This window comes from Citrobacter sp. 50677481, from assembly GCF_001463265.1.
GTDB lineage: Bacteria > Pseudomonadota > Gammaproteobacteria > Enterobacterales > Enterobacteriaceae > Citrobacter_A > Citrobacter_A sedlakii.
Map to the genome: position 1 here is coordinate 35757 of NZ_LNHZ01000048.1, position 23201 is coordinate 58957.

Consider the following 23201-nt stretch of genomic DNA (forward strand, 5'->3'; position numbering starts at 1 on the left):
GGCGCTTCGCGTATCCGGCCTACGGCGGTGCTGACTGTTTCGTAGGCCAGATATAGCGCTTGCGCCACCCACCGGCAACCTTACATCATGGCAGTTCGGGCGGTTGCCACTCTTCCACCTCTATCAGCACCAGCAACGCGGCGTCGCCGCCGTACTCTTTTGGGGCCTGATGAAAAGCCATCACGTGTGGGTGCTGCGCCAGCCACAGCGGCGTCTGTTGTTTCAGTACATGCTTACCGTGACCATGCATGACGCAGGCGCAAAAAACGTGCTCCCGGCGACAGGCGGCAATCAGCGCGCCGAGTTCCTGCTTCGCCTGCAGCTGCGTCAGGCCGTGAAGATCGAGAAACAGTTCCGGTGAATAATCTCCGCGCCGCATTTTCTTCAGCTCGAAGTGGCTGACGTCGGAACGTACGTATTTTACCGGGCCTTCGGTATTCAACAGCGGCTGAAATTCGTCCGAAAAATAGTGGCTGGCGTCCGCCTGTTCCGACAAAAGCCGCTTAACGGGAACGTCGCTGATTTTTTTACGTTGCGGGCGATGGACAATCGTGTCCTGCTTAATCTGCCGGGTGCCGGTCATCAGTTGCCGGAACAGCGCCTGGTCCTCCTCGCTGAGCGATGTTTTCTTTTTCATTCTGCTGTCTCATTTTTCATTTTCCGTTAGTTTACCCGACTCACCGGCGATGCGAATGCGTAAAACGCAATTTTCGCGCCTGTCCCCTGTGTGAATGCTGATTTATCGCTGGCTTCGTGGCAAACTAGCCGCCGAAATTATTGCGTACATGCCCTGGAGGAACAGGTGGATAAAATTTTCGTTGATGAAGCAGTAAGTGATCTGCATACCATTCAGGACATGTTGCGTTGGGCGGTCAGCCGTTTTAGCGCGGCGAATATCTGGTACGGTCACGGCACCGACAACCCGTGGGATGAAGCCGTTCAACTGGTGCTGCCGTCACTTTATCTTCCACTGGATATTCCCGAAGACATGCGCACCGCGCGTCTGACGTCCAGCGAACGCCACCGCATTGTTGAGCGGGTGATCCGCCGGGTGAACGAGCGTATTCCGGTGGCCTATCTGACGAATAAAGCCTGGTTCTGCGGCCATGAATTTTACGTCGATGAACGCGTGCTGGTGCCGCGCTCGCCGATTGGCGAGCTGATCAACAACCGTTTTGAAGGGCTGATTCGCCAACAGCCGCAGCATATTCTCGACATGTGTACCGGCAGCGGTTGCATTGCTATTGCCTGCGCCTATGCGTTTCCGGAAGCGGAAGTCGACGCGGTGGATATCTCCGCCGACGCGCTGGCGGTCACTGAGCACAATATTGAAGAGCACGGCCTGCTGCACCATGTCACCCCCATTCGTTCGGACCTGTTCCGCGACCTGCCAAAAGTCCAGTACGATCTGATCGTGACTAACCCGCCGTATGTGGACGCGGAAGATATGTCCGATCTGCCGAATGAGTATCGTCACGAGCCTGAACTGGGGCTGGCGTCAGGGACAGATGGCCTGAAACTGACCCGCCGTATTCTGGGCAACGCGCCGGACTACCTGTCAGATAACGGTATTCTGATTTGTGAAGTCGGGAACAGCATGGTACATCTGATGGAACACTATCCTGATGTGCCGTTTACCTGGCTGGAATTCGACAACGGCGGCGATGGCGTCTTTATGCTGACCAAAGCCGAGTTACTGGCCGCCCGCGAGCATTTCAGCCTCTATAAAGACTAAATCACAACGACGACAACGGAATCGCAATGGCAGGAAATACAATTGGACAACTCTTTCGGGTAACCACCTTTGGCGAATCGCACGGGCTGGCGCTGGGCTGCATTGTTGACGGGGTGCCGCCGGGCATTCCTCTGACCGAAGCTGACCTGCAGCACGATCTCGACAGGCGGCGTCCTGGCACGTCTCGCTACACGACCCAGCGCCGTGAGCCGGATCAGGTGAAAATTTTGTCTGGCGTGTTTGAAGGCGTCACCACCGGCACCAGCATCGGTTTGCTGATCGAAAATACCGATCAGCGTTCGCAGGATTACAGCGCCATCAAGGACGTGTTTCGTCCGGGACACGCCGACTACACCTACGAGCAGAAATATGGCCTGCGCGATTACCGCGGCGGCGGGCGTTCGTCCGCGCGCGAGACCGCGATGCGCGTGGCGGCGGGCGCGATTGCCAAGAAATACCTTGCGGCAAAATACGGCATCCGCATCCAGGGCTGCCTGACCCAGATGGGCGATATTCCGCTGGCGATCAAAGACTGGGAGCAGGTGGAACGGAACCCTTTTTTCTGCCCGGATCCGGACAAAATCGACGCCCTTGACGAACTGATGCGGGCACTGAAAAAAGAGGGTGATTCTATCGGCGCTAAGGTAACGGTGGTAGCCAGCGGCGTTCCCGCCGGTCTCGGCGAGCCGGTATTTGATCGTCTTGACGCCGATATCGCCCATGCGCTGATGAGCATTAACGCCGTGAAAGGCGTTGAGATTGGCGACGGTTTTGACGTGGTGGCGCTGCGCGGAAGCCAAAACCGTGACGAAATAACGACGCAGGGCTTCCAGAGCAACCATGCGGGCGGCATTTTGGGTGGGATCAGCAGTGGGCAGCAAATTATTGCCCACATGGCGCTGAAGCCAACCTCCAGTATTACCGTTCCGGGTCGTACCATTAATCGCTTTGGCGAAGAAGTCGAGATGATCACCAAAGGCCGTCACGATCCGTGTGTCGGGATCCGCGCGGTGCCGATCGCTGAGGCGATGCTGGCGATCGTGCTCATGGACCACTTGCTGCGCCAGCGGGCGCAAAATGCGGATGTCAAAACAGATATTCCACGCTGGTAAGAGATGATAAAAACCGCGATTGCGCTGCTGGCACTGCTTGCCGGCAGCGTCAGCCAGGCGGCGACGCCGTGGCAGAAAATAACCCAGCCCATAGCGGGCAGCGCGCAGTCGATCGGCAGCTTTTCGAACGGCTGTATCGTTGGCGCCGATACGCTTCCGGTCCAGTCGGAACACTATCAGGTCATGCGTACCGACCAACGCCGTTATTTTGGTCACCCCGATCTGGTGCTGTTCATTCAGCGTCTGAGCACCCGGGTGAATAACCTGGGGTTGGGAACGGTGCTGATTGGCGATATGGGCATGCCGGCCGGTGGCCGGTTTAACGGCGGCCACGCCAGCCATCAGAGCGGTCTGGATGTGGACATTTTCCTGCAATTACCAAAGACACGCTGGACTCAGGCGCAGTTGCTGCGACCGCAGGCGCTGGATTTGGTGGCCCGCGACGGAAAGCACGTTGTGCCTTCACTGTGGAAGCCGGAAATCTTTAGCCTGATTAAGCTCGCGGCGGAAGATAATGACGTCACCCGCATTTTCGTGAATCCGGCGATCAAACAACAGCTTTGCCTGGACGCAGGAAACGATCGCGACTGGTTGCGTAAAGTGCGACCCTGGTTCCAGCATCGCGCGCATATGCATGTACGATTACGGTGCCCTGCTGACAGCCTGGAGTGCGAAGATCAACCTTTGCCTCCGCCAGGCGACGGTTGTGGCGCTGAACTGCAAAGCTGGTTTGAACCCCCAAAACCTGGAACAACAAAGCCTGAGAAGAAGACACCGCCACCGTTGCCGCCTTCCTGCCAGGCGCTACTGGATGAGCATGTACTCTAATGGATAATTTCGCCGACCTGTTTATGGTCTCCCCGCTGCTGTTGGTTGTGCTGTTTTTTGTTGCGATGCTGGCTGGTTTTATCGATTCACTGGCGGGGGGCGGCGGACTGCTGACCATCCCCGCGCTGATGGCGGCAGGCATGTCTCCCGCTCAGGCGCTGGCCACCAATAAATTGCAGGCCTGCGGCGGCTCAATTTCCGCCTCTATCTACTTTATTCGCCGTAAGGTGGTGGATCTTGCCGATCAGAAACTGAATATCGCGATGACCTTTATTGGCTCGATGAGCGGCGCGCTGCTGGTGCAGCACGTGCAGGCAGACGTGCTTCGTCAGATCCTCCCGGTGCTGGTGATCTGCATCGGTCTCTATTTTTTGCTGATGCCAAAGCTGGGTGAAGATGATCGCCAGCGTCGCCTGTACGGCTTGCCGTTTGCGCTGGTCGCGGGGGGTTGCGTCGGGTTTTACGACGGCTTCTTCGGCCCTGCCGCCGGGTCGTTTTACGCGCTGGCGTTTGTCACGCTTTGCGGCTACAACCTCGCCAAATCCACCGCCCACGCCAAAGTGCTGAACGCCACGTCGAACATCGGCGGCCTGCTGCTGTTTATGATTGGCGGTAAAGTGATCTGGGCAACCGGGTTCGTTATGTTGATTGGGCAGTTTCTCGGCGCGCGCATGGGCTCACGCCTGGTATTGAGCAAGGGACAAAAGCTGATTCGGCCTATGATCGTCATCGTCTCGGCGGTGATGAGCGCCAAACTACTTTATGATAACCATGGACAGGAGATTCTCCACTGGCTGGGGATGAATTAATGAACAGTACACACCACTATGAACAGTTAATTACCCTGTTCAACGACTGCTTTGCTGACGATTTTAATACCCGTCTGATTAAAGGCGATGACGAACCGATCTATCTTCCTGCTGATGCAGAGGTGCCGTATCACCGGATCGTCTTTGCTCACGGTTTTTACGCCAGCGCCCTGCATGAGATTTCGCACTGGTGTATTGCCGGGAAAGCGCGCCGTGAACAGGTTGATTTTGGTTACTGGTACTGCCCGGACGGACGGGACGCGGCGACCCAAAGCAAGTTCGAAGATGTGGAAGTGAAACCGCAAGCGTTTGACTGGTTGTTTTGCGTGGCGGCGGGGTATCCGTTCAACGTCAGTTGCGACAACCTGGAAGGCGACGTCGAACCGGACCGCGTGGTGTTTCAGCGTCGGGTTCATGCGCAGGTGATGGAGTATCTGGAAAAGGGCATTCCTGAACGGCCGGCTCGCTTTATCAAAGCGTTACAAGATTATTATCACACGCCCGACCTTAAGGCGGAACAGTTCCCGTGGCCGGAAGCGCTAAACTAAAGCCAGCGCCACGTTTACAATGAGGAAAGAAGATGATCGCGGAGTTTGAAGCACGCATTCTGGCATTAATCGACGACATGGTTGAACACGCCAGCGACGATGAGCTGTTTGCCAGTGGGTATTTGCGTGGCCACCTGACGTTAGCCGTGGCGGAGCTGGAAGGGCGTGATGACCATTCCGCGGACGCCGTTTACGCCAACGTCACCAGCAGTCTCGAGAAAGCGATCGGTGCGGGTGAACTGTCACCACGCGATCAGGCGTTAGTCAAAGAGATGTGGGATGCGTTGTTCCAGAAGGCGACCAGCCAATAATCGCGCCTTTGCCGGATGGCGTCGCCATCCGGCATCATTCCATTATTTCACCGTTTTCCCTTTCCGTAATTTCCTGACCCATAAACGATTCGGATTGAGCGCCGCCAGCGTACCCGCATCCAGCGGAAGGGGTTCATTGCTCATTTGCGACGCCAGGATTTCCGCACACAGAGGCGCGGAGCACAAGCCGCGTGATCCCAGCGCGCCGAGCATAAAGAGATCCTCATGTACGGGCGCGTTTGCCGCTGAAGAAGGATCCCTGGCCAGACTGGCGTACTGCGTTAGCGTGGCGGCGTAATCCGGTACATTGCCGACCATCGGTAAATGGTCGCGAGTAGCGCAGCGCACGCCGCAGCGCGCCTCTTTCCCGCTGATATCCACCTCTTGCGCCCATTTCGCCGTCGGGAAGCAGTCAATTAACCGCTGCCGGTTCTGCTGCTGATCGTCCTCACGATATTCCGTTGCGTCACTGCCGCGATGATAGCTGGCGCCAATACAATGGTGCTGGTTAGCCGGATTTACCGGGGTAAGATAACCGTCATAGCACAGCACCTGGCGAAGCGCGGAAAGGGCAGGCGTGGCGGGAATATGACTGACCTGACCGCCGACCGGGTAAACGGGTAACGGCTGTGTCTGTGTGAAGTGGTTAATCGCATGGCCGTTCGCCAGCACCACGACGTCATGTTCAGCCTGCGTGCCGTCGGCAAAGCGCAGGGACCAGCCGTGCGCCGTCGCGCTTAGCGCGTCGACCGAATGACGGTAATGGCAACGTAGCCCCTGTTGTTCAGCCAGCGCCAGCACTGCGGCAGTCAATTGCGCCGGACACAGCCAGCCGCCCAGCGGATAGGAAATGCCAGCGCAGTCGATATCAACGCCGGTTAATGCTTCCATGTGTCCACTTTTTACCGCCTGCGCCAGCGCGTCGGGGAGTTCCAGCGACAACAGTTGCGCGATCTTCTGCTGGCTTTTTTCGTCCCAGCCGGCCTGCGTGACGCCGCACCAGTCATGATCGAAAACAACCGGGAGAGCATCGTACTGACGGCGGGCAAAGGTAAAGGCGGCGGGGAAAAAGAGATTTATCGCCGCATCGTGCTTGCTGAGCAGGGGATAAAGCGCACCCTGACGGTTTCCCGATGCGCCCTGGGCAGGTTTTTCGTCCGCGCAATAGAGCGTGACCCGCCAGCCGCGACGCAGCAGCGCCAGGGACAGCAGGGCGCTGGCGATACCGCCGCCAACAATAGCCGTTTCACGCTTAAGGCTGCCCAGGCGGACAAACCACGGCGCTCTGGCGACAGGCGTAAGTCTTTGAAGCATCGCCCCGCGCAGCATTTCACGCTTGCGGCCAAAACCTTTGTATTTCTGCATGGTGAAACCGGCTTCCTGTAAACCCCGGCGCACAAATCCCGCGGAGGTAAAGGTTGCCAGCGTACCGCCGGGTCGCGCCAGTCGCGCCATAGCGTTAAACAGTCCCGGGGTCCACATGTCCGGGTTTTTGGCGGGCGCGAAGCCGTCGAGAAACCAGGCGTCCACTTTCTGATGCAGACTGTCATCCAGTTGGTCGGTAAGTTCGTTAATATCTCCAAACCACAGATCGAGCGTGACGCGTCCTTCATCCAGCAGCAGGCGATGACAGCCCGCCAGCGGCAACGGCCACTGGGCGTGGAGTTGCTTTGCAAGCGCCGCCAGCTCAGGCCAGCGCTGGTGCGCGGCGACCAGATCGTCGTGGTGCAGGGGAAATTTTTCAAAACTGATAAAATGTAATCTTTGTAGCGTAGCCTCAGGGTGCGTGGCGCGAAACGCGGCAAACGCCTGCCAGAGCGTCAGAAAGTTCAGGCCAGTGCCGAAGCCGCTCTCTGCGACCACAAACAGCGGGTCGGAATGTTCCGGAAAACGCTCAGGGATCCGGTTGCCGCCGAGAAAGACGTAACGTGTCTCTTCAAGGCCATTATCATTAGAAAAGTACACATCGTCGAAATCTCGGGAAACAGGTGTACCCTCAGCGTTGAATTCGAGGTTGGCGGGTTGTATGGCATTTTGTTTCACGTAAGTTACTCGTCTGACGGGCAGTGCCACGATCTTAGCGATGTGTGCCAGGCGGCGCAAATTTCCGGACAAAATGGCTGATCGGACTTGTTCGGCGTACAAGTGTACGCTATTGTGCCAGTCGAAACTTACTATAGTGCGACTTACAGAGGTATTGAATGAAACGTGCAGTGATTACTGGCTTGGGCATCGTTTCCAGCATCGGTAATAACCAGCAGGAAGTCCTGGCATCTCTGCGTGAAGGACGTTCAGGGATCACCTTCTCCGAAGAGTTTAAAGATGCGGGAATGCGTAGCCACGTATGGGGTAACGTCAAGCTGGATACAACCGGTTTGATCGACCGTAAAGTGGTTCGTTTCATGAACGATGCCTCTATTTATGCCTTTCTTTCCATGCAGCAGGCTATCGCTGACGCGGGCCTGAGCGATGAGGTGTATCAGAACAACCCGCGCGTGGGTCTGATTGCCGGTTCCGGCGGCTCCTCCAAAGCGCAGGTATTCGGTGCGGACGCTATGCGTAGCCCGCGCGGCCTGAAAGCGGTGGGGCCGTACGTCGTCACCAAAGCGATGGGTTCTGCGGTTTCCGCTTGCCTCGCGACGCCGTTTAAAATTCACGGCGTAAACTATTCGATCAGCTCCGCCTGTGCGACCTCCGCGCACTGCATTGGGAATGCGGTAGAGCAGATCCAACTGGGCAAACAGGACATCGTGTTTGCCGGCGGCGGCGAAGAGCTGGGCTGGGAAATGGCCTGTGAGTTCGACGCGATGGGCGCGCTGTCCACTAAGTACAACGATCAACCCGCTAAAGCGTCCCGGACTTATGATGCGCACCGTGACGGTTTCGTTATCGCTGGCGGCGGCGGGATGGTTGTGGTTGAAGAACTGGAGCACGCGCTGGCCCGTGGCGCACGCATTTATGCGGAGATCGTCGGCTACGGCGCAACCTCCGATGGCGCAGACATGGTCGCGCCGTCCGGTGAAGGCGCGGTTCGCTGCATGCAGATGGCGATGCACGGCGTGGACACCCCCATCGACTACCTGAACTCCCACGGCACCTCTACGCCGGTTGGTGATGTGAAAGAACTGGGCGCCATTCGTGAAGTGTTTGGCGATAACAGCCCGGCTATTTCTGCGACGAAAGCCATGACCGGTCACTCTCTGGGCGCCGCTGGCGTGCAGGAAGCGATTTATTCTCTGCTGATGCTGGAACACGGTTTTATCGCGCCGAGCATTAACATTGAAGAGATGGACGAGCAGGCTGCCGGACTGAACATCGTGACAGAAACCACCGAGCGCGAACTGACCACCGTCATGTCCAACAGCTTTGGTTTCGGCGGCACCAACGCCACGCTGGTTATGCGCAAGCTGAAAGCGTAAGTGACAGGCCGGATAAGGCGTATCGCCGCTATCCGGCAGAACCTGATGATTTCAAAGGGGAGCTTTCAGGCTCCCTTTTTTGTTCTGCTGCCTGGAGTCATGCATGGCTGTCGTAGCTGAAAAAGAATCCACATCTTCTGCCAATTTCTCACTGTTCCGTATCGCCTTTGCGGTGTTCCTGACCTACATGACGGTTGGATTGCCGCTGCCCGTGATTCCACTTTTTGTCCACCATGAACTGGGCTATGGCAATACGATGGTGGGGATCGCCGTCGGGATCCAGTTTCTCGCCACCGTGTTAACGCGCGGCTATGCCGGACGGCTCGCCGATCAGTACGGCGCCAAGCGCTCGGCGTTGCAGGGCATGTTCGCCTGCGCGCTGGCGGGCGGGGCATGGCTGCTGGCGGCGCTGTTGCCCGTCTCTGCGCCGGTGAAATTTGCGCTGCTGATCGCAGGTCGCCTGATCCTCGGCTTTGGAGAAAGCCAGTTGCTTACCGGTACGCTGACCTGGGGGCTGGGTCTGGTGGGGCCAACGCGTTCCGGTAAAGTGATGTCCTGGAATGGGATGGCGATTTACGGCGCGCTGGCGGCAGGGGCGCCGCTGGGTTTACTCATCCACAGTCACTTTGGTTTTGCCGCGCTGGCAGGAACCACCATGGCGCTGCCGCTGCTGGCATGGGCATTTAACGGCACGGTACGTAAAGTGCCCGCGCAGACGGGAGAACGACCTTCTCTGTGGAGCGTGGTCGGGCTTATCTGGAAACCCGGTCTCGGCCTTGCGTTGCAGGGGGTGGGTTTTGCGGTTATCGGCACCTTTATTTCGCTCTATTTCGCCAGCCACGGCTGGGCAATGGCGGGTTTTACCCTCACCGCGTTCGGCGGTGCGTTTGTCCTCATGCGCGTGCTGTTTGGCTGGATGCCGGATCGCTTTGGCGGTGTTAAAGTCGCTATCGCTTCTTTATTGGTCGAGACCGTGGGTCTGGTGCTGCTATGGCTGGCGCCAACCGCGTGGATTGCTCTGCTTGGCGCGGCGTTAACCGGGGCGGGCTGCTCGCTTATTTTCCCCGCGCTGGGCGTTGAGGTGGTCAAGCGTGTCCCGGCGCAGGTACGCGGGACGGCGCTGGGGGGATACGCCGCGTTTCAGGATATCTCCTACGCCATCACTGGCCCGCTGGCGGGCGTGTTGGCCACATCCTGTGGCTATCCGTCAGTTTTCCTTGCGGGGGCGATTTCCGCCGTGGTAGGGATTCTGGTGACGATCCTGTCGTTTCGCCGGGGTTAAACCACCAGCCAGAAAATCAGCAGCGCAACCATAAGGGCGAGAAACAGCAGTCCGGGACGGGCGGCGGCCGCTTTGAAGGTTTCGATCACCGGGGTAAACGGACTGTAGATTGGCTGAATATGAAGCGGATCGCTGAGCGCTTTGTCGCGCTCAACGCGGCGCAGGAAGATCTGATTCAGCAGATCCTGAACCTGGGCGGTGGTCAACACCGTCTGCGGCTGGATCTGCCAGGTGTGCTGGGCATACTCTTTCAGCGATGCCTGTTCTGCCGGCTCCAGTGGTTGCTTCAACGCCGCCTGCAGCGATTGCAGGGTCGGGGCGTGTTGCAGACTGAGCGTTTGCCGCGCCTGAAGCCAGGTCGCCAGATGGGTAAAATGCTTCGCCGGGATCAGCTCGCCGCTTTTCACGCCCGACAGTTCCAGCATGGATTGCCAGATAAGCTTACCGGACTCTCCCGTCGCGGCGGCCAGTTTGGTCACCAACTGGTTCAGGGTGTTGTGTTCCGCAGGCAGCAGCGGGCGATCGGTTGCCGGGCGCTGTTGTGGTTGCGGAATAGACAATTGTCCCTGCTGGAGCAGCGTCAGTACATTCTTTAGCTGATCCGGCGTGAGCTGGCTGAGCGCCGTTTGTCCATATTGCTGGCGAATAAAATCGCTCACCGCCTGACGGTTATTCCCCTGGCTCAATAATTCCGTTAGCTGCGACAGCACCTGTCGGTTGGCATGATTTTGCTGGGCGACGCTCAGTCTCTGGCTGAGATTGTGCTCTGCGGCGGGGAAATGGCGGGACAACAACGGTGTGTCGCTTTTCACGCCAAGATCGTGTTTCATTCCGGCCCACACTTCCGCACTTTGCTGTTGCGTCAGTGAAATCAGGCGGGTTATCAGTCGCTCCAGTACCGTCCGCTGTTGAGTAGAGAGCGGTTGTTCGCCCGCAGCGGAAGAAGCGGGTTGCCCTTCACCCGGAGGGCGCGCGGGAGTACCGGAAATGGGTTGCATCATCACGTATCCTTAAACCATCAATCTTAGCAAAGTATGCCTGGCGGCCAGATTATGGCACACTTGCCCGGTTAACACTCGTTCTCAAACAGGTACGAAAGACGTGAAAATTCTCGTTGATGAAAATATGCCTTATGCCCGCGAATTGTTTAGCCGACTGGGCGAGGTAAAAGCGGTTCCTGGCCGCCCAATCCCGGTTGCTGAACTGGACGATGCGGACGCCCTCATGGTGCGTTCGGTCACCAAAGTGAATGAAGCGCTGCTGGCGGGGAAACCGGTGAAATTTGTCGGCACGGCAACGGCGGGAACCGATCACGTGGATGACCGTTGGCTTGCGCAGGCCGGTATTGGTTTTTCGGCGGCGCCTGGCTGTAACGCGATTGCGGTCGTCGAGTACGTCTTTTCCGCGCTGCTGATGCTGGCCGAACGCGACGGCTTTGCCCTGCGCGATCGTACCGTAGGTATTGTGGGGGTCGGTAACGTTGGCCGCCGTTTACAGGCGCGGCTGGAAGCGTTCGGCGTGCGTACGCTGCTGTGCGATCCGCCGCGGGCGGACCGGGGCGACGAAGGCGATTTCCGCTCGCTTGACGAGCTGGTGCGGGAGGCGGATATCCTGACCTTCCATACGCCGCTGTTTAAAGACGGTCCGTACAAGACTTTGCATCTGGCGGATGAAGCGCTGATCGCCCGTCTGAAGCCAGGGACGATCCTGATCAACGCCTGTCGTGGCGCGGTTGTGGATAACGCGGCGCTGCTGGCGCGCCTGAACGCGGGACAGCAGTTGAGCGTAGTGCTGGACGTGTGGGAAGGGGAGCCGGACCTGAACGTAGAACTGCTCAGTAAAGTGGATATCGGTACGCCGCATATTGCGGGCTATACGCTGGAAGGCAAAGCGCGCGGAACCACCCAGGTCTTTGAAGCGTTTAGCGCGTTTATCGGGCGCGCCCAACATGTCGCGCTTGATACGCTGCTGCCCGCCCCGGAATTTGGCCGTATCACGCTCCACGGCCCGTTAGATCAGCCAACGCTGAAAAGACTGGCGCATTTGGTGTATGATGTGCGCCGCGACGATGCGCCGCTGCGTCACGTCGCCGGGATACCGGGTGAATTCGATAAACTGCGCAAGACTTACCTTGAGCGCCGCGAATGGTCGTCACTGTATGTGATGTGCGACGACGCCAGCGCCGCCGCGCTATTGCATCAGCTCGGGTTTAACGCCGTTCATCATCCGGCTCGCTAACATTCTTTTTGTCGCTCCCTGCCCGCAGTGGGGAGCTTTGCTATTTCTGGAGTAAACCACCATGTCTGAAGGCTGGAATATTGCCGTTCTCGGCGCGACGGGCGCCGTTGGCGAAGCGTTGCTTGAAACTCTGGCAGAACGCCAGTTCCCGGTCGGTGAGATCTATGCGCTGGCGCGGCCAGAAAGCGCGGGTGAACATCTGCGTTTTGCCGGAAAAACGGTAACGGTGCAGGATGCGGCAGAGTTCGACTGGACGCAGGCGCAGCTGGCGTTTTTTGTCGCGGGCGTAGAGGCTACGGCGGCGTGGGTGGACGACGCCACCAACGCAGGATGCCTGGTGATTGACTCCAGCGGTCTGTTCGCCCTTGAGCCGGACGTGCCGCTGGTGGTGCCGGAAGTGAACCCGTTCGTGCTGGCGGACTACCGTAACCGTAACGTTATCGCCGTCCCGAACAGCCTGACCAGCCAACTGCTGGCGTCGCTGAAGCCGCTGATCGACCAGGGCGGTTTGTCCCGCATCAGTGTGACCAGCCTGCTTTCGGCCTCCGCACAGGGCAAAAAGGCGGTCGATGCTCTCGCCGGGCAGAGCGCGAAGCTGCTGAACGGGATCCCGATCGATGAGGACGATTTCTTTGGTCGCCAGTTGGCCTTCAACATGTTACCGCTGTTGCCGGACCGGGAAGGCAGCGTGCGCGAAGAGCGCTGTATCGTCGATGAAGTGCGCAAAATTATGCAGGATGACGGGCTGATGATCTCCATAAGCTGCGTGCGGTCGCCGGTGTTTTACGGCCACGCGCAGATGGTCGCGTTTGAAGCTCTGCGTCCGCTGGCGGCAGAAGAGGCCCGTGACGCCTTCGCCCGGGGCGAGGATATCATGCTGTCCGACGAAACGGATTTCCCCACTCAGGTCGGCGATGCGTCTGGCAACGCGCAGCTTTCCGTAGGCTGTGTGCGTAACGACTACGGTATGCCGGAGCAAGTACAGTTCTGGTCGGTGGCCGATAACGTTCGCTTTGGCGGCGCCCTGATGGCGGTGAAAATTGCCGAGAAGCTGGTGCAGGAGTATCTCTACTAATGTCCGACCAGCTACAGCCGCCGGTGTATAAAATTGCGCTGGGCATTGAGTATGACGGCAGCAAATATTATGGCTGGCAGCGTCAGAACGAAGTGCGCAGCGTGCAGGAAAAGCTGGAAAAAGCACTCTCCCAGGTTGCCAATGAGCCGATTACCGTCTTCTGCGCCGGCCGTACCGATGCGGGCGTTCACGGCACCGGGCAGGTCGTCCATTTCGAAACGACCGCACAGCGAAAAGACGCGGCGTGGACGTTAGGCGTAAATGCGAATTTACCTGGTGACATTGCCGTGCGTTGGGTGAAAGCTGTACCTGACGATTTTCATGCCCGCTTTAGCGCCACGGCTCGTCGTTATCGTTACATCATCTACAATCATCGGCTGCGTCCGGCGGTTTTAGCCAAAGGCGTCACGCATTACTATGAGCCGCTGGATGCCGAGCGGATGCACCGCGCGGCGCAATGCCTGATTGGCGAGAACGATTTTACCTCGTTTCGCGCTGTTCAGTGCCAGTCGCGCACGCCGTGGCGTAACGTGATGCATATTAGCGTGTCGCGTTACGGCGCATATGTGGTGGTCGATATCAAAGCCAATGCCTTTGTACATCATATGGTCAGGAATATTGTCGGCAGCCTGATGGAAGTGGGCGCCAACAACCAGCCGGAGAGCTGGATAGCAGAGCTGTTAGCGGCAAAGGACAGAACGCTTGCAGCGGCAACGGCGAAAGCGGAAGGGCTGTATCTGGTCGCGGTGGATTATCCGGACCGGTTTGATCTTCCGAAACCGCCTATGGGCCCGCTGTTCCTGGCGGACTAATTCGCGTCGTAAAAGGCATAATTATGGACCTGATTTACTTTCTTATTGATTTCATCCTGCACATCGATGTGCATCTGGCAGAGCTGGTTGCCGAATATGGCATCTGGGTATACGCCATTTTGTTCCTGATTTTATTTTGTGAAACGGGTCTGGTGGTCACGCCGTTCCTGCCGGGAGATTCCCTGCTGTTTGTTGCCGGAGCGCTGGCGTCGCTGCCCAATAACGATCTCAACGTCCATATGATGGTGGTATTAATGCTGATTGCCGCAATTGTTGGCGACGCGGTTAACTACACCATTGGCCGACTGTTCGGCGATAAGCTTTTCAGCAACCCGGACTCGAAAATTTTCCGCCGCAGTTACCTCGACAAAACCCACCAGTTTTACGAGAAGCATGGCGGCAAAACCATCATTCTCGCCCGGTTTGTGCCGATCGTCAGAACGTTCGCGCCGTTCGTGGCGGGAATGGGGCATATGTCTTATCGTCATTTTGCCGCTTACAACGTGATTGGCGCGCTGTTGTGGGTATTGCTGTTTACCTACGCGGGCTACTTCTTCGGCACTCTCCCGATGATCCAGGATAACCTGAAGCTGTTGATCGTCGGCATTATCGTGGTGTCCATATTGCCCGGCGTTTACGAAATTATTCGTCATAAACGTGCTGCGTCGCGTGTAACAAAATAGAAACTAACACAGCGGTTCGACCACTTTTTTATCCAAAGTTACGGGCTGTTATGTTTTAATGTGCAACATTCATGGTCTGTTGGGGGCAAAAATGGCATCATGCGCCCCTTATAACAAAGCTAACCAGGGTTCAGGCAGAAAGGTCACCAATGAGCTGGATTGAACGAATTAAAAGCAACATTACTCCAACCCGCAAGGCAAGCATTCCTGAAGGGGTGTGGACCAAATGTGATAGCTGCGGTCAGGTTTTATATCGCGCTGAGCTGGAACGTAATCTTGAGGTCTGTCCGAAGTGTGACCATCACATGCGCATGTCGGCGCGCAATCGCCTGCATAGCCTGTTAGATGAAGGTTCTCTTGTGGAGCTGGGTAGCGAACTTGAGCCGAAAGACGTGCTGAAGTTCCGTGACTCCAAGAAGTATAAAGATCGTCTGGCTTCCGCGCAGAAGGAAACCGGCGAAAAAGACGCGCTGGTGGTCATGAAAGGTACGCTTCACGGCATGCCGGTTGTCGCGGCGGCGTTTGAGTTTGCCTTTATGGGCGGTTCCATGGGATCTGTTGTCGGTGCGCGTTTCGTCCGCGCCGTTGAGCAGGCGCTGGAAGATAACTGCCCGCTGATCTGCTTCTCCGCGTCCGGCGGCGCGCGTATGCAGGAAGCGCTGATGTCGTTGATGCAGATGGCGAAAACTTCCGCTGCGCTGGCGAAAATGCAGGAACGCGGTCTGCCGTACATTTCGGTGCTTACTGACCCGACAATGGGTGGCGTATCCGCAAGCTTCGCGATGCTGGGCGATCTTAATATCGCTGAACCGAAAGCGTTGATTGGCTTCGCCGGTCCGCGCGTGATCGAGCAAACCGTCCGTGAGAAACTGCCGCCGGGATTCCAGCGCAGTGAGTTTCTGATCGAAAAAGGCGCTATCGATATGATTGTCCGCCGTCCGGAAATGCGCCTGAAACTGGCCAGCATTCTGGCGAAGCTGATGAACTTACCCGCGCCGAATCCGGATGCTCCACGTGAAGGCGTGGTGGTACCTCCGGTACCGGATCAGGAACCCGAGGCCTGATAATTTACTCTATGGATTTCGAGTTGCAGGTAGGCGGCAAGAGCGTTCATCCCGATGAGCTTGCACAGGCAAGTGATTCGGGTGAACGAGAGCAGCCAACAAGCCTGCAGCTTGAAAAACGACGAGTACAAAAGGGCAGGGCCAGTTGGCGCTGCCTTTTGCTTTTCTCAATGTAACCAATTTACGGGCATCATGGATAACAAACGCATTCCCCAAGCCGCGTCGCCCCTGGCCTCGTGGCTTTCTTATCTGGAAAATCTCCACGCCAAAACGATTGATATGGGTCTTGAGCGCGTAAGTCAGGTGGCAGCGAAACTGGACGTGTTAAAGCCCGCGCCATTTGTCTTTACCGTCGCCGGAACGAACGGCAAAGGCACAACCTGCCGCACGCTGGAGTCCGTATTGACGGCGGCAGGCTACAGCGTGGGCGTTTACAGTTCGCCGCATCTGGTCCGTTACACTGAGCGCGTGCGCATTGCGGGTAAAGAACTGCCGGAATCGGCCCATACCGCCTCTTTTGCGGAAATTGAAGCTGCGCGCGGTGAGATTTCCCTGACCTATTTTGAGTACGGTACGCTATCCGCGCTGTGGTTGTTTAAGCAGGCGAATCTTGATGTCGTTATTCTGGAGGTGGGGTTAGGCGGTCGGCTGGACGCCACCAATATGGTGGATGCTGACGTCGCGGTGATCACCAGTATCGCGCTTGACCACACCGACTGGCTGGGACCGGATCGCGAAAGCATTGGCCGGGAAAAAGCCGGGATCTTCCGCGCTGAAAAACCGGCAATTGTTGGCGAACCGGAAATGCCGTATACCATCGCCGACGTCGCGCAGGAAAAAGGGGCTTTGCTCCAGCGACGCGGTGTAGACTGGCATTATGCGGTGTCGGGCGACAGCTGGCGTTTTACCGACGCCAACGGTACGTTAACCGGTTTGCCGTTGCCGCAGGTGCCGCAGCCAAACGCGGCGACGGCGCTGGCGGCGCTACGCGCAAGCGGGCTTATGATCGGCGAGCAGGCGATCCGCGACGGTATTGCCGGGGCGATTCTACCCGGACGTTTTCAGATTGTGAGCGAGTCCCCACGGGTCATTCTCGATGTCGCGCATAATCCCCATGCGGCGGAATACCTGACCGGGCGACTGAAAGGGTTACCGAAACAAGGGCGCGTGCTGGCGGTTATCGGTATGCTACATGATAAGGATATTGCGGGAACGTTAGCCTGGTTGAAAAGCGTGGTCGACGACTGGTATTGTGCTCCGCTGGAAGGGCCGCGCGGCGCGACGGCGGAACAACTGCTGGAACATCTGGGCCAGGGCACTGTCTATGACAGTGTCGCGCAGGCATGGCAGGCGGCGCTGGCGGAGGCGAAACCAGAAGATACCGTACTGGTATGTGGATCATTCCACACGGTGGCACATGTCATGGAAGTGATGGACGCGGGGAGAATCGGTGGCGAGTAAATTTCAGAATCGTTTAGTTGGCACAATTGTGCTGGTCGCACTGGGCGTGATTGTGCTTCCAGGCCTGCTCGACGGGCAAAAAAAGCATTATCAGGATGAGTTTGCCGCTATCCCGCTGGTGCCGAAACCGGGCGATCGCGATGAGCCTGATATGATGCCCGCCGCCACGCAGGCTTTGCCGACCCAGCCGCCGGAAGGCGCTGCGGAAGAAGTGCGCGCAGGCGATGCGGCGGCGCCGTCGCTGGATCCTTCGCGCTATGCGTCGACCAACAATCCGGCGATTGATCCGGCGCCAGCGCCGGTTGAAAAGCCAAAACCAAAACCGGTTGAAAAACCGAAGCCGCAGCCGAAACCACAGCCGGTGGTAGAGCCGACAGCGCCTGCGCCTAAGCCCGCGGCAGAAGAAAAACCGGCACCGACCGGGAAAGCCTATGTTGTTCAGTTAGGGGCGTTGAAAAACGCCGACAAGGTCAATGAGATTGTGGGTAAACTTCGCGGCGCGGGTTACCGGGTATATACTGTGCCGTCGACGCCAGTGCAGGGAAAAATCACCCGCATCCTGGTCGGGCCGGACGCGTCTCGCGACAAGCTGAAAAGCTCGCTTGGTGAACTGAAACAGCTCTCCGGGCTAAGCGGAGTGGTGATGGGATACAGTCCGAACTAAGTCCCCTGTCGCCAGGCGCGACGCGGTTTTTCAGGCCGGATAAGGCGTTAACGACGCCATCCGGCAAGGCCAAAAACGGCCAAAAAGTATGATGGCGTTGAATATTTTTTCAGCGCCATTTTTATTTACGCGCGGGAAGGAAATCCCTACGCAAACGTTTTCTTTTTCTGTTAGAATGCGCCCCGAACAGGACGGCAGGGCGTTAAATCGTGGGACACTTATGGTCTGGATTGATTACGCCATTATCGCGGTGATTGGTTTTTCCTGTCTGGTTAGCCTGATCCGTGGCTTTGTACGTGAAGCGTTATCGTTGGTGACATGGGGTTGTGCTTTCTTTGTCGCCAGCCATTACTACACTTATCTGTCTGTCTGGTTTTCGGGCTTTGAAGACGAACTGGTTCGAAACGGGATTGCCATCGCGGTGCTGTTTATCGCGACGCTCATTGTCGGCGCGGTCGTCAACTTTGTTATCGGGCAACTGGTCGAAAAAACCGGGTTGTCCGGTACTGACCGGGTGCTGGGGATCTGTTTTGGGGCTCTGCGTGGTGTACTGATTGTTGCCGCCATTCTGTTCTTTCTCGATACCTTTACCGGTTTGTCGAAAAGTGAGGACTGGAGTCAGTCACGGCTTATCCCGGAGTTCAGTTTCATCATCAGATGGTTTTTTGACTATCTGCAAAGCTCGTCAAGTTTCTTGCCCAGAACCTGACTGGGTTCTGAGATGTGGTTAACGAGGAAAAAGACGTATGTGCGGTATTGTCGGTATCGCCGGTGTTATGCCGGTCAACCAGTCGATTTATGACGCCTTAACGGTGCTCCAGCATCGTGGCCAGGATGCCGCAGGCATCATCACCATTGATGCGAACAACTGCTTCCGCTTGCGTAAAGCGAACGGCCTGGTGAGCGACGTGTTCGAAGCGCGTCACATGCAGCGTATGCAGGGCAACATGGGTATCGGTCATGTGCGCTACCCAACGGCTGGCAGCTCCAGCGCCTCAGAGGCTCAGCCATTCTACGTCAACTCACCGTATGGCATCACGCTTGCCCACAATGGCAATCTGACCAACGCCCACGAGCTGCGTAAAAAGCTGTTCGAAGAAAAGCGTCGCCACATCAATACCACCTCCGATTCAGAGATCCTGCTGAATATCTTTGCCAGCGAGCTGGATAACTTTCGTCACTATCCGCTGGAAGCCGATAACATTTTTGCCGCTATCGCCGCGACTAACCGCCAGATTCGCGGGGCATATGCCTGCGTGGCGATGATTATCGGCCACGGGATGATCGCCTTTCGCGATCCGAACGGGATCCGTCCGCTGGTGCTGGGCAAACGCGATATTGGCGATGGCCGTACCGAGTACATGGTGGCCTCAGAAAGCGTGGCGCTTGATACGCTGGGCTTCGAATTCCTCCGTGACGTCGCGCCCGGTGAGGCGGTGTACATCACGGAAAAAGGCCAGCTGTTTACCCGCCAGTGTGCGGAAAACCCGGTCAGCAACCCGTGTCTGTTTGAGTACGTCTACTTCGCGCGTCCGGACTCCTTCATTGACAAAATTTCCGTCTACAGCGCCCGCGTTAATATGGGGACCAGGCTGGGTGAAAAAATTGCCCGTGAGTGGGAAGACCTGGATATCGACGTGGTGATCCCGATCCCGGAAACGTCCTGCGATATCGCGCTGGAAATTGCCCGTATTCTGGGTAAGCCGTACCGCCAGGGGTTTGTCAAAAACCGCTACGTGGGACGTACCTTTATCATGCCGGGTCAGCAGCTGCGCCGTAAATCGGTGCGCCGCAAGCTGAACGCTAATCGCGCGGAGTTCCGGGATAAAAACGTTCTGCTGGTCGATGACTCTATCGTGCGCGGCACCACCTCTGAGCAGATCATTGAGATGGCGCGTGAAGCCGGGGCGAAAAAGGTCTATCTGGCGTCAGCCGCGCCGGAAATTCGTTTCCCGAACGTGTACGGCATTGACATGCCTACCGCTAACGAACTGATCGCCCACGGGCGTGAAGTGGATGAGATCCGCCAGATTATCGGCGCAGACGGCCTAATCTTCCAGGATCTGAACGATCTGATCGAAGCCGTACGCGCCGAGAACCCGGATATCCAACAGTTTGAATGCTCGGTATTTAACGGCGTGTACGTGACGAAAGACGTTGACCAGCAGTATCTTGATTTTCTCGATTCCCTGCGCAATGACGACGCCAAAGCGGTGCAGCGGCAGAACGAAGTGGAAAATCTCGAAATGCACAACGAAGGGTAATCTCTTCCTCCCAGGGTGCGGTTTCCGCACCCTGCTTGCAACTCCCCCTGAAATCCTGCAAAGTCAGCCCAGAAGTCAGACAGGGCGATATATCATGAAACGACTCATCGTAGGAATTAGCGGCGCCAGCGGCGCCATTTACGGCGTGCGCGTGTTGCAGGTTTTACGCGACGTGCCGGATGTTGAAACGCACCTGATTATGAGTCAGGCCGCCCGACAGACGTTGTCGCTGGAAACCGACTTATCGCTGCGCGACGTGCAGGCGCTTGCTGATGTCACCCACGACGCGCGTGACATTGCCGCCAGCGTCTCCTCTGGCTCTTTTCAGACCACGGGAATGGTCATCCTGCCATGCTCGATTAAAACGCTGTCCGGCATTGTGCACAGCTATACCGACGGTCTGCTCACCCGCGCCGCCGACGTGGTGCTGAAAGAGCGCCGTCCGTTGGTGCTCTGTGTGCGGGAAACACCGCTGCATCTGGGGCATCTTCGATTAATGACCCAGGCGGCGGAAATTGGCGCGGTGATTATGCCGCCGGTTCCGGCGTTTTATCATCGTCCGCAGTCGCTGGATGATGTGATAAATCAAACCGTTAACCGCGTTCTTGATCAGTTTGACATTGCACTACCGCAGGATCTCTTTGCCCGCTGGCAGGGCGCATAGCGCTGCCTGCTTAGCGCGCCTTTTGGCAACCGTTGCCCTGTTATAGGGCAATTTTGTAACCGCGATCATATCCTCGACATTTAATTCGCTAAAAGCCACCGAAACGCTGCGGTTCATCCGCCAGACCTGCTATCTTCAACATCAGGACAATATTGCAACGTTTTATTAACATATTTAACGTCGAATATCCTCATCGACGCGAAAATGGCATAAGACCTGCATGAAAAAGCCTGCAAACACACAACACAACGCAAAACATAATAAAGTCATTCCACTTGAGGGTTATGTATGAAGAAGTCAGTTCTCGCTCTGTCATTACTGATAGGTCTTTCTGTTGGCGCATCCAGCTATGCCGCGTTACCGGAAACGGTTCGTATCGGTACGGACACCACCTACGCGCCATTCTCTTCGAAAGACGCCAAAGGCGATTTTGTCGGCTTTGATATCGATCTGGGCAATGAGATGTGCAAGCGTATGCAGGTCAAATGTACCTGGGTCGCCAGCGATTTCGACGCGCTGATCCCGTCGCTCAAGGCGAAGAAAATCGATGCCATCATCTCTTCGCTTTCCATCACCGATAAGCGTCAGCAGGAAATTTCCTTCTCTGACAAACTCTACGCGGCTGACTCACGACTGATTGCGGCGAAAGGTTCGCCGATCCAACCGACGCTGGATGCGCTGAAAGGCAAACACGTCGGCGTTCTGCAGGGGTCCACCCAGGAAGCGTATGCCAATGACAACTGGCGCAGTAAAGGTGTAGATGTGGTGGCGTACGCCAATCAGGATCTGATTTACTCCGACCTGACGGCGGGCCGCCTTGATGCTGCTCTGCAGGATGAAGTGGCCGCCAGCGAAGGATTCCTGAAACAACCTGCTGGTAAAGACTATGCGTTTGCCGGTCCTTCCGTGAAAGACAAGAAGTACTTTGGCGACGGGACGGGCGTCGGTTTACGTAAGGACGACGCTGAGCTGAAAGCGGCCTTTGACAAGGCGCTGGGCGATCTGCGTAAGGACGGTACTTACGACAAGATGGCGAAAAAGTACTTCGACTTTAACGTCTACGGCGACTGATCGCGCCAGTGAGGGGATCTGGCTGCACCGTTTGGGTAACCTTTCGCGGTGCAGTCAGGCAGAAATGCACCATAACAGTGCAGTGGTTGGATCGGCTGGCGGAAATATGCATACTTAAGCGCTTTTCATGCAAAATAAACCGGCTGTTTGGGTAGAATGCTTTGCCTTGCCGACCCGATTAATGGCACGATAACCGCACCTGGTCCTGTAAAGATCCCCTATAAAGACAGTCTGTTGAGGATAGCTATGAAAAAACTGGTGTTATCTCTTTCCCTGGTGCTGGCCTTCTCCAGCGCTACCGCAGCTTTTGCCGCCATTCCGCAAAAAATTCGCATTGGTACCGATCCTACTTATGCCCCCTTTGAATCGAAAAACGCACAGGGTGAACTGGTGGGTTTTGATATCGATCTGGCGAAAGAGCTGTGCAAACGTATCAATACACAATGCACCTTCGTTGAGAACCCGCTGGACGCGCTGATCCCGTCGTTAAAAGCGAAGAAAATCGATGCCATCATGTCTTCGCTTTCCATCACGGAAAAGCGCCAGCAGGAGATCGCTTTCACTGACAAACTGTATGCCGCTGATTCGCGTCTGGTGGTGGCCAAAGATTCCGATATTCAGCCGACCGTCGAGTCGCTGAAAGGCAAGCGCGTCGGCGTACTTCAGGGCACCACTCAGGAGACGTTTGGTAACGAGCATTGGGCGCCGAAGGGCATTGAGATTGTCTCTTACCAGGGGCAGGACAACATCTACTCTGACCTGACTGCGGGACGTATTGATGCGGCATTCCAGGACGAAGTCGCGGCAAGCGAAGGCTTTCTGAAGCAACCCGTTGGCAAAGATTACAAATTCGGCGGCCCGTCTGTGAAAGACGAGAAACTGTTCGGCGTCGGGACCGGTATGGGTCTGCGTAAAGAAGACAACGAACTGCGTGAAGCCCTTAATAAAGCGTTTGCCGATATGCGCGCTGACGGGACTTACGAAAAGCTGGCGAAAAAGTACTTTGATTTTGATGTTTATGGCGGTTAATTCCCGCCGGTGCAGATAAAGCCCGAAACGGCGTGATGATCCTTTTTTCAGCCTGATGGCGCAACGTTTATCCGGCCTGCAGACAGTTGTCTTAGGCCTGATAAGGTCAATGCCGCCATCCGGCATACGAAG

The 23201-nt window shown here is 56.7% G+C and carries 23 protein-coding genes; 20 read left to right on the forward strand and 3 right to left on the reverse strand.

Annotated elements, in window-relative coordinates; genetic code table 11:
* Nucleotides 1–85 precede the first annotated feature (85 nt).
* A complete protein-coding gene (gene smrB / locus APU02_RS11695; RefSeq protein WP_042290766.1) occupies nt 86–637 on the reverse strand; it encodes an endonuclease SmrB in 552 nt (183 codons plus the stop codon).
* A 165-nt stretch (nt 638–802) separates the two neighbouring features.
* On the opposite strand from smrB, the gene prmB reads away from it, so the two are divergent.
* The 6 genes from prmB to APU02_RS11725 are packed head-to-tail and all read left to right on the forward strand — an operon-like array spanning nt 803 to nt 5343.
* A complete protein-coding gene (gene prmB / locus APU02_RS11700) occupies nt 803–1735 on the forward strand; it encodes a 50S ribosomal protein L3 N(5)-glutamine methyltransferase (protein WP_042290764.1) in 933 nt (310 codons plus the stop codon).
* Nucleotides 1736–1761: 26 nt separating this feature from the next.
* Entirely contained in the window at nt 1762–2847 is a 1086-nt protein-coding gene (gene aroC / locus APU02_RS11705) for a chorismate synthase (RefSeq protein ID WP_060570092.1), read from the forward strand.
* A 3-nt stretch (nt 2848–2850) separates the two neighbouring features.
* Nucleotides 2851–3675: a penicillin-insensitive murein endopeptidase gene (mepA, locus tag APU02_RS11710; RefSeq protein ID WP_060570093.1), complete on the forward strand. Its 825-nt coding sequence runs from the start codon at nt 2851–2853 to the stop codon at nt 3673–3675.
* Nucleotides 3675–4484, forward strand: coding sequence for a sulfite exporter TauE/SafE family protein (locus APU02_RS11715; protein ID WP_042290758.1), 810 nt, complete (start codon nt 3675–3677; stop codon nt 4482–4484). The genes mepA and APU02_RS11715 overlap by 1 nt, the downstream gene beginning before the upstream one ends.
* Nucleotides 4484–5032, forward strand: a complete 549-nt coding sequence (locus tag APU02_RS11720) for an elongation factor P hydroxylase (protein WP_042290756.1) — start codon at nt 4484–4486, stop codon at nt 5030–5032. Before APU02_RS11715 ends, APU02_RS11720 begins: the two co-directional genes overlap by 1 nt.
* A 32-nt stretch (nt 5033–5064) precedes the next feature.
* Nucleotides 5065–5343 carry a YfcL family protein gene (locus APU02_RS11725; protein ID WP_042290754.1) on the forward strand — a complete coding sequence of 93 codons (279 nt, stop codon included), beginning with the start codon at nt 5065–5067 and terminating at the stop codon, nt 5341–5343.
* A 42-nt stretch (nt 5344–5385) separates the two neighbouring features.
* On the opposite strand, the gene mnmC is transcribed toward APU02_RS11725, so the two are convergent.
* The gene (mnmC, locus tag APU02_RS11730; RefSeq protein WP_060570094.1) at nt 5386–7386 is read right to left on the reverse strand and encodes a bifunctional tRNA (5-methylaminomethyl-2-thiouridine)(34)-methyltransferase MnmD/FAD-dependent 5-carboxymethylaminomethyl-2-thiouridine(34) oxidoreductase MnmC; all 2001 of its coding nucleotides are present in this window, start codon (nt 7384–7386) and stop codon (nt 5386–5388) included.
* Between the two features lie 158 nt (nt 7387–7544).
* On the opposite strand from mnmC, the gene fabB reads away from it, so the two are divergent.
* Complete coding sequence (fabB, locus tag APU02_RS11735) at nt 7545–8762, forward strand: beta-ketoacyl-ACP synthase I (RefSeq protein WP_060570095.1); 1218 nt, start codon at nt 7545–7547, stop codon at nt 8760–8762.
* A 103-nt stretch (nt 8763–8865) separates the two neighbouring features.
* Nucleotides 8866–10044 (forward strand): MFS transporter, encoded by a 1179-nt coding sequence (locus APU02_RS11740; protein ID WP_042290748.1) that lies wholly within the window; start codon nt 8866–8868, stop codon nt 10042–10044.
* On the opposite strand, the gene flk is transcribed toward APU02_RS11740, so the two are convergent.
* Nucleotides 10041–11042, reverse strand: a complete 1002-nt coding sequence (gene flk / locus APU02_RS11745; RefSeq protein WP_042290948.1) for a flagella biosynthesis regulator Flk — start codon at nt 11040–11042, stop codon at nt 10041–10043. The two genes, APU02_RS11740 and flk, sit on opposite strands and share 4 nt — an antisense overlap.
* Nucleotides 11043–11145: 103 nt before the next feature.
* Here flk and pdxB point away from each other — a divergent pair, with 103 nt between their 5' ends.
* From pdxB to hisJ, 12 genes are all read left to right on the forward strand, one after another.
* Complete coding sequence (gene pdxB / locus APU02_RS11750; RefSeq protein WP_042290746.1) at nt 11146–12282, forward strand: 4-phosphoerythronate dehydrogenase PdxB; 1137 nt, start codon at nt 11146–11148, stop codon at nt 12280–12282.
* A gap of 61 nt (nt 12283–12343) precedes the next feature.
* Nucleotides 12344–13357, forward strand: coding sequence for an aspartate-semialdehyde dehydrogenase (locus APU02_RS11755; RefSeq protein ID WP_060570096.1), 1014 nt, complete (start codon nt 12344–12346; stop codon nt 13355–13357).
* On the forward strand, nt 13357–14169 hold the full coding sequence (gene truA, locus APU02_RS11760) for a tRNA pseudouridine(38-40) synthase TruA (protein WP_042290744.1): 813 nt from the start codon (nt 13357–13359) through the stop codon (nt 14167–14169). The genes APU02_RS11755 and truA overlap by 1 nt, the downstream gene beginning before the upstream one ends.
* 23 nt (nt 14170–14192) lie before the next feature.
* Nucleotides 14193–14852: a DedA family protein gene (locus APU02_RS11765; protein WP_042290742.1), complete on the forward strand. Its 660-nt coding sequence runs from the start codon at nt 14193–14195 to the stop codon at nt 14850–14852.
* A gap of 149 nt (nt 14853–15001) precedes the next feature.
* On the forward strand, nt 15002–15916 hold the full coding sequence (accD, locus tag APU02_RS11770; RefSeq protein WP_042290740.1) for an acetyl-CoA carboxylase, carboxyltransferase subunit beta: 915 nt from the start codon (nt 15002–15004) through the stop codon (nt 15914–15916).
* 192 nt (nt 15917–16108) lie between these two features.
* On the forward strand, nt 16109–17377 hold the full coding sequence (gene folC / locus APU02_RS11780; protein ID WP_060570098.1) for a bifunctional tetrahydrofolate synthase/dihydrofolate synthase: 1269 nt from the start codon (nt 16109–16111) through the stop codon (nt 17375–17377).
* Nucleotides 17367–18041 carry a cell division protein DedD gene (gene dedD, locus APU02_RS11785; protein ID WP_042290737.1) on the forward strand — a complete coding sequence of 225 codons (675 nt, stop codon included), beginning with the start codon at nt 17367–17369 and terminating at the stop codon, nt 18039–18041. The genes folC and dedD overlap by 11 nt, the downstream gene beginning before the upstream one ends.
* Nucleotides 18042–18261: 220 nt before the next feature.
* Nucleotides 18262–18750 (forward strand): colicin V production protein, encoded by a 489-nt coding sequence (cvpA, locus tag APU02_RS11790; protein WP_042290946.1) that lies wholly within the window; start codon nt 18262–18264, stop codon nt 18748–18750.
* Between the two features lie 37 nt (nt 18751–18787).
* A complete protein-coding gene (gene purF / locus APU02_RS11795; RefSeq protein WP_042290735.1) occupies nt 18788–20305 on the forward strand; it encodes an amidophosphoribosyltransferase in 1518 nt (505 codons plus the stop codon).
* 94 nt (nt 20306–20399) lie between these two features.
* Nucleotides 20400–20969, forward strand: coding sequence for a flavin prenyltransferase UbiX (ubiX, locus tag APU02_RS11800; protein WP_042290734.1), 570 nt, complete (start codon nt 20400–20402; stop codon nt 20967–20969).
* Between the two features lie 288 nt (nt 20970–21257).
* A complete protein-coding gene (gene argT, locus APU02_RS11805; RefSeq protein ID WP_060570099.1) occupies nt 21258–22040 on the forward strand; it encodes a lysine/arginine/ornithine ABC transporter substrate-binding protein ArgT in 783 nt (260 codons plus the stop codon).
* A 246-nt stretch (nt 22041–22286) separates the two neighbouring features.
* The gene (hisJ, locus tag APU02_RS11810) at nt 22287–23069 is read left to right on the forward strand and encodes a histidine ABC transporter substrate-binding protein HisJ (RefSeq protein ID WP_042290731.1); all 783 of its coding nucleotides are present in this window, start codon (nt 22287–22289) and stop codon (nt 23067–23069) included.
* Nucleotides 23070–23201 lie beyond the last annotated feature (132 nt).

Bases quoted from the DNA above. Each gene is read 5' to 3' on its own strand.
- APU02_RS11715 (WP_042290758.1), top strand. From the start codon at position 3,675: ATGGATAATTTCGCCGACCTGTTTATGGTCTCCCCGCTGCTGTTGGTT.
- folC (WP_060570098.1), top strand. From the start codon at position 16,109: ATGGATAACAAACGCATTCCCCAAGCCGCGTCGCCCCTGGCCTCGTGG.
- APU02_RS11765 (WP_042290742.1), top strand. From the start codon at position 14,193: ATGGACCTGATTTACTTTCTTATTGATTTCATCCTGCACATCGATGTG.
- aroC (WP_060570092.1), top strand. From the start codon at position 1,762: ATGGCAGGAAATACAATTGGACAACTCTTTCGGGTAACCACCTTTGGC.
- APU02_RS11740 (WP_042290748.1), top strand. From the start codon at position 8,866: ATGGCTGTCGTAGCTGAAAAAGAATCCACATCTTCTGCCAATTTCTCA.
- APU02_RS11725 (WP_042290754.1), top strand. From the start codon at position 5,065: ATGATCGCGGAGTTTGAAGCACGCATTCTGGCATTAATCGACGACATG.
- fabB (WP_060570095.1), top strand. From the start codon at position 7,545: ATGAAACGTGCAGTGATTACTGGCTTGGGCATCGTTTCCAGCATCGGT.
- APU02_RS11755 (WP_060570096.1), top strand. From the start codon at position 12,344: ATGTCTGAAGGCTGGAATATTGCCGTTCTCGGCGCGACGGGCGCCGTT.
- ubiX (WP_042290734.1), top strand. From the start codon at position 20,400: ATGAAACGACTCATCGTAGGAATTAGCGGCGCCAGCGGCGCCATTTAC.
- purF (WP_042290735.1), top strand. From the start codon at position 18,788: ATGTGCGGTATTGTCGGTATCGCCGGTGTTATGCCGGTCAACCAGTCG.
- APU02_RS11720 (WP_042290756.1), top strand. From the start codon at position 4,484: ATGAACAGTACACACCACTATGAACAGTTAATTACCCTGTTCAACGAC.
- mepA (WP_060570093.1), top strand. From the start codon at position 2,851: ATGATAAAAACCGCGATTGCGCTGCTGGCACTGCTTGCCGGCAGCGTC.
- argT (WP_060570099.1), top strand. From the start codon at position 21,258: ATGAAGAAGTCAGTTCTCGCTCTGTCATTACTGATAGGTCTTTCTGTT.
- truA (WP_042290744.1), top strand. From the start codon at position 13,357: ATGTCCGACCAGCTACAGCCGCCGGTGTATAAAATTGCGCTGGGCATT.
- smrB (WP_042290766.1), bottom strand. From the start codon at position 637: ATGAAAAAGAAAACATCGCTCAGCGAGGAGGACCAGGCGCTGTTCCGG.
- hisJ (WP_042290731.1), top strand. From the start codon at position 22,287: ATGAAAAAACTGGTGTTATCTCTTTCCCTGGTGCTGGCCTTCTCCAGC.
- accD (WP_042290740.1), top strand. From the start codon at position 15,002: ATGAGCTGGATTGAACGAATTAAAAGCAACATTACTCCAACCCGCAAG.
- flk (WP_042290948.1), bottom strand. From the start codon at position 11,042: ATGCAACCCATTTCCGGTACTCCCGCGCGCCCTCCGGGTGAAGGGCAA.
- cvpA (WP_042290946.1), top strand. From the start codon at position 18,262: ATGGTCTGGATTGATTACGCCATTATCGCGGTGATTGGTTTTTCCTGT.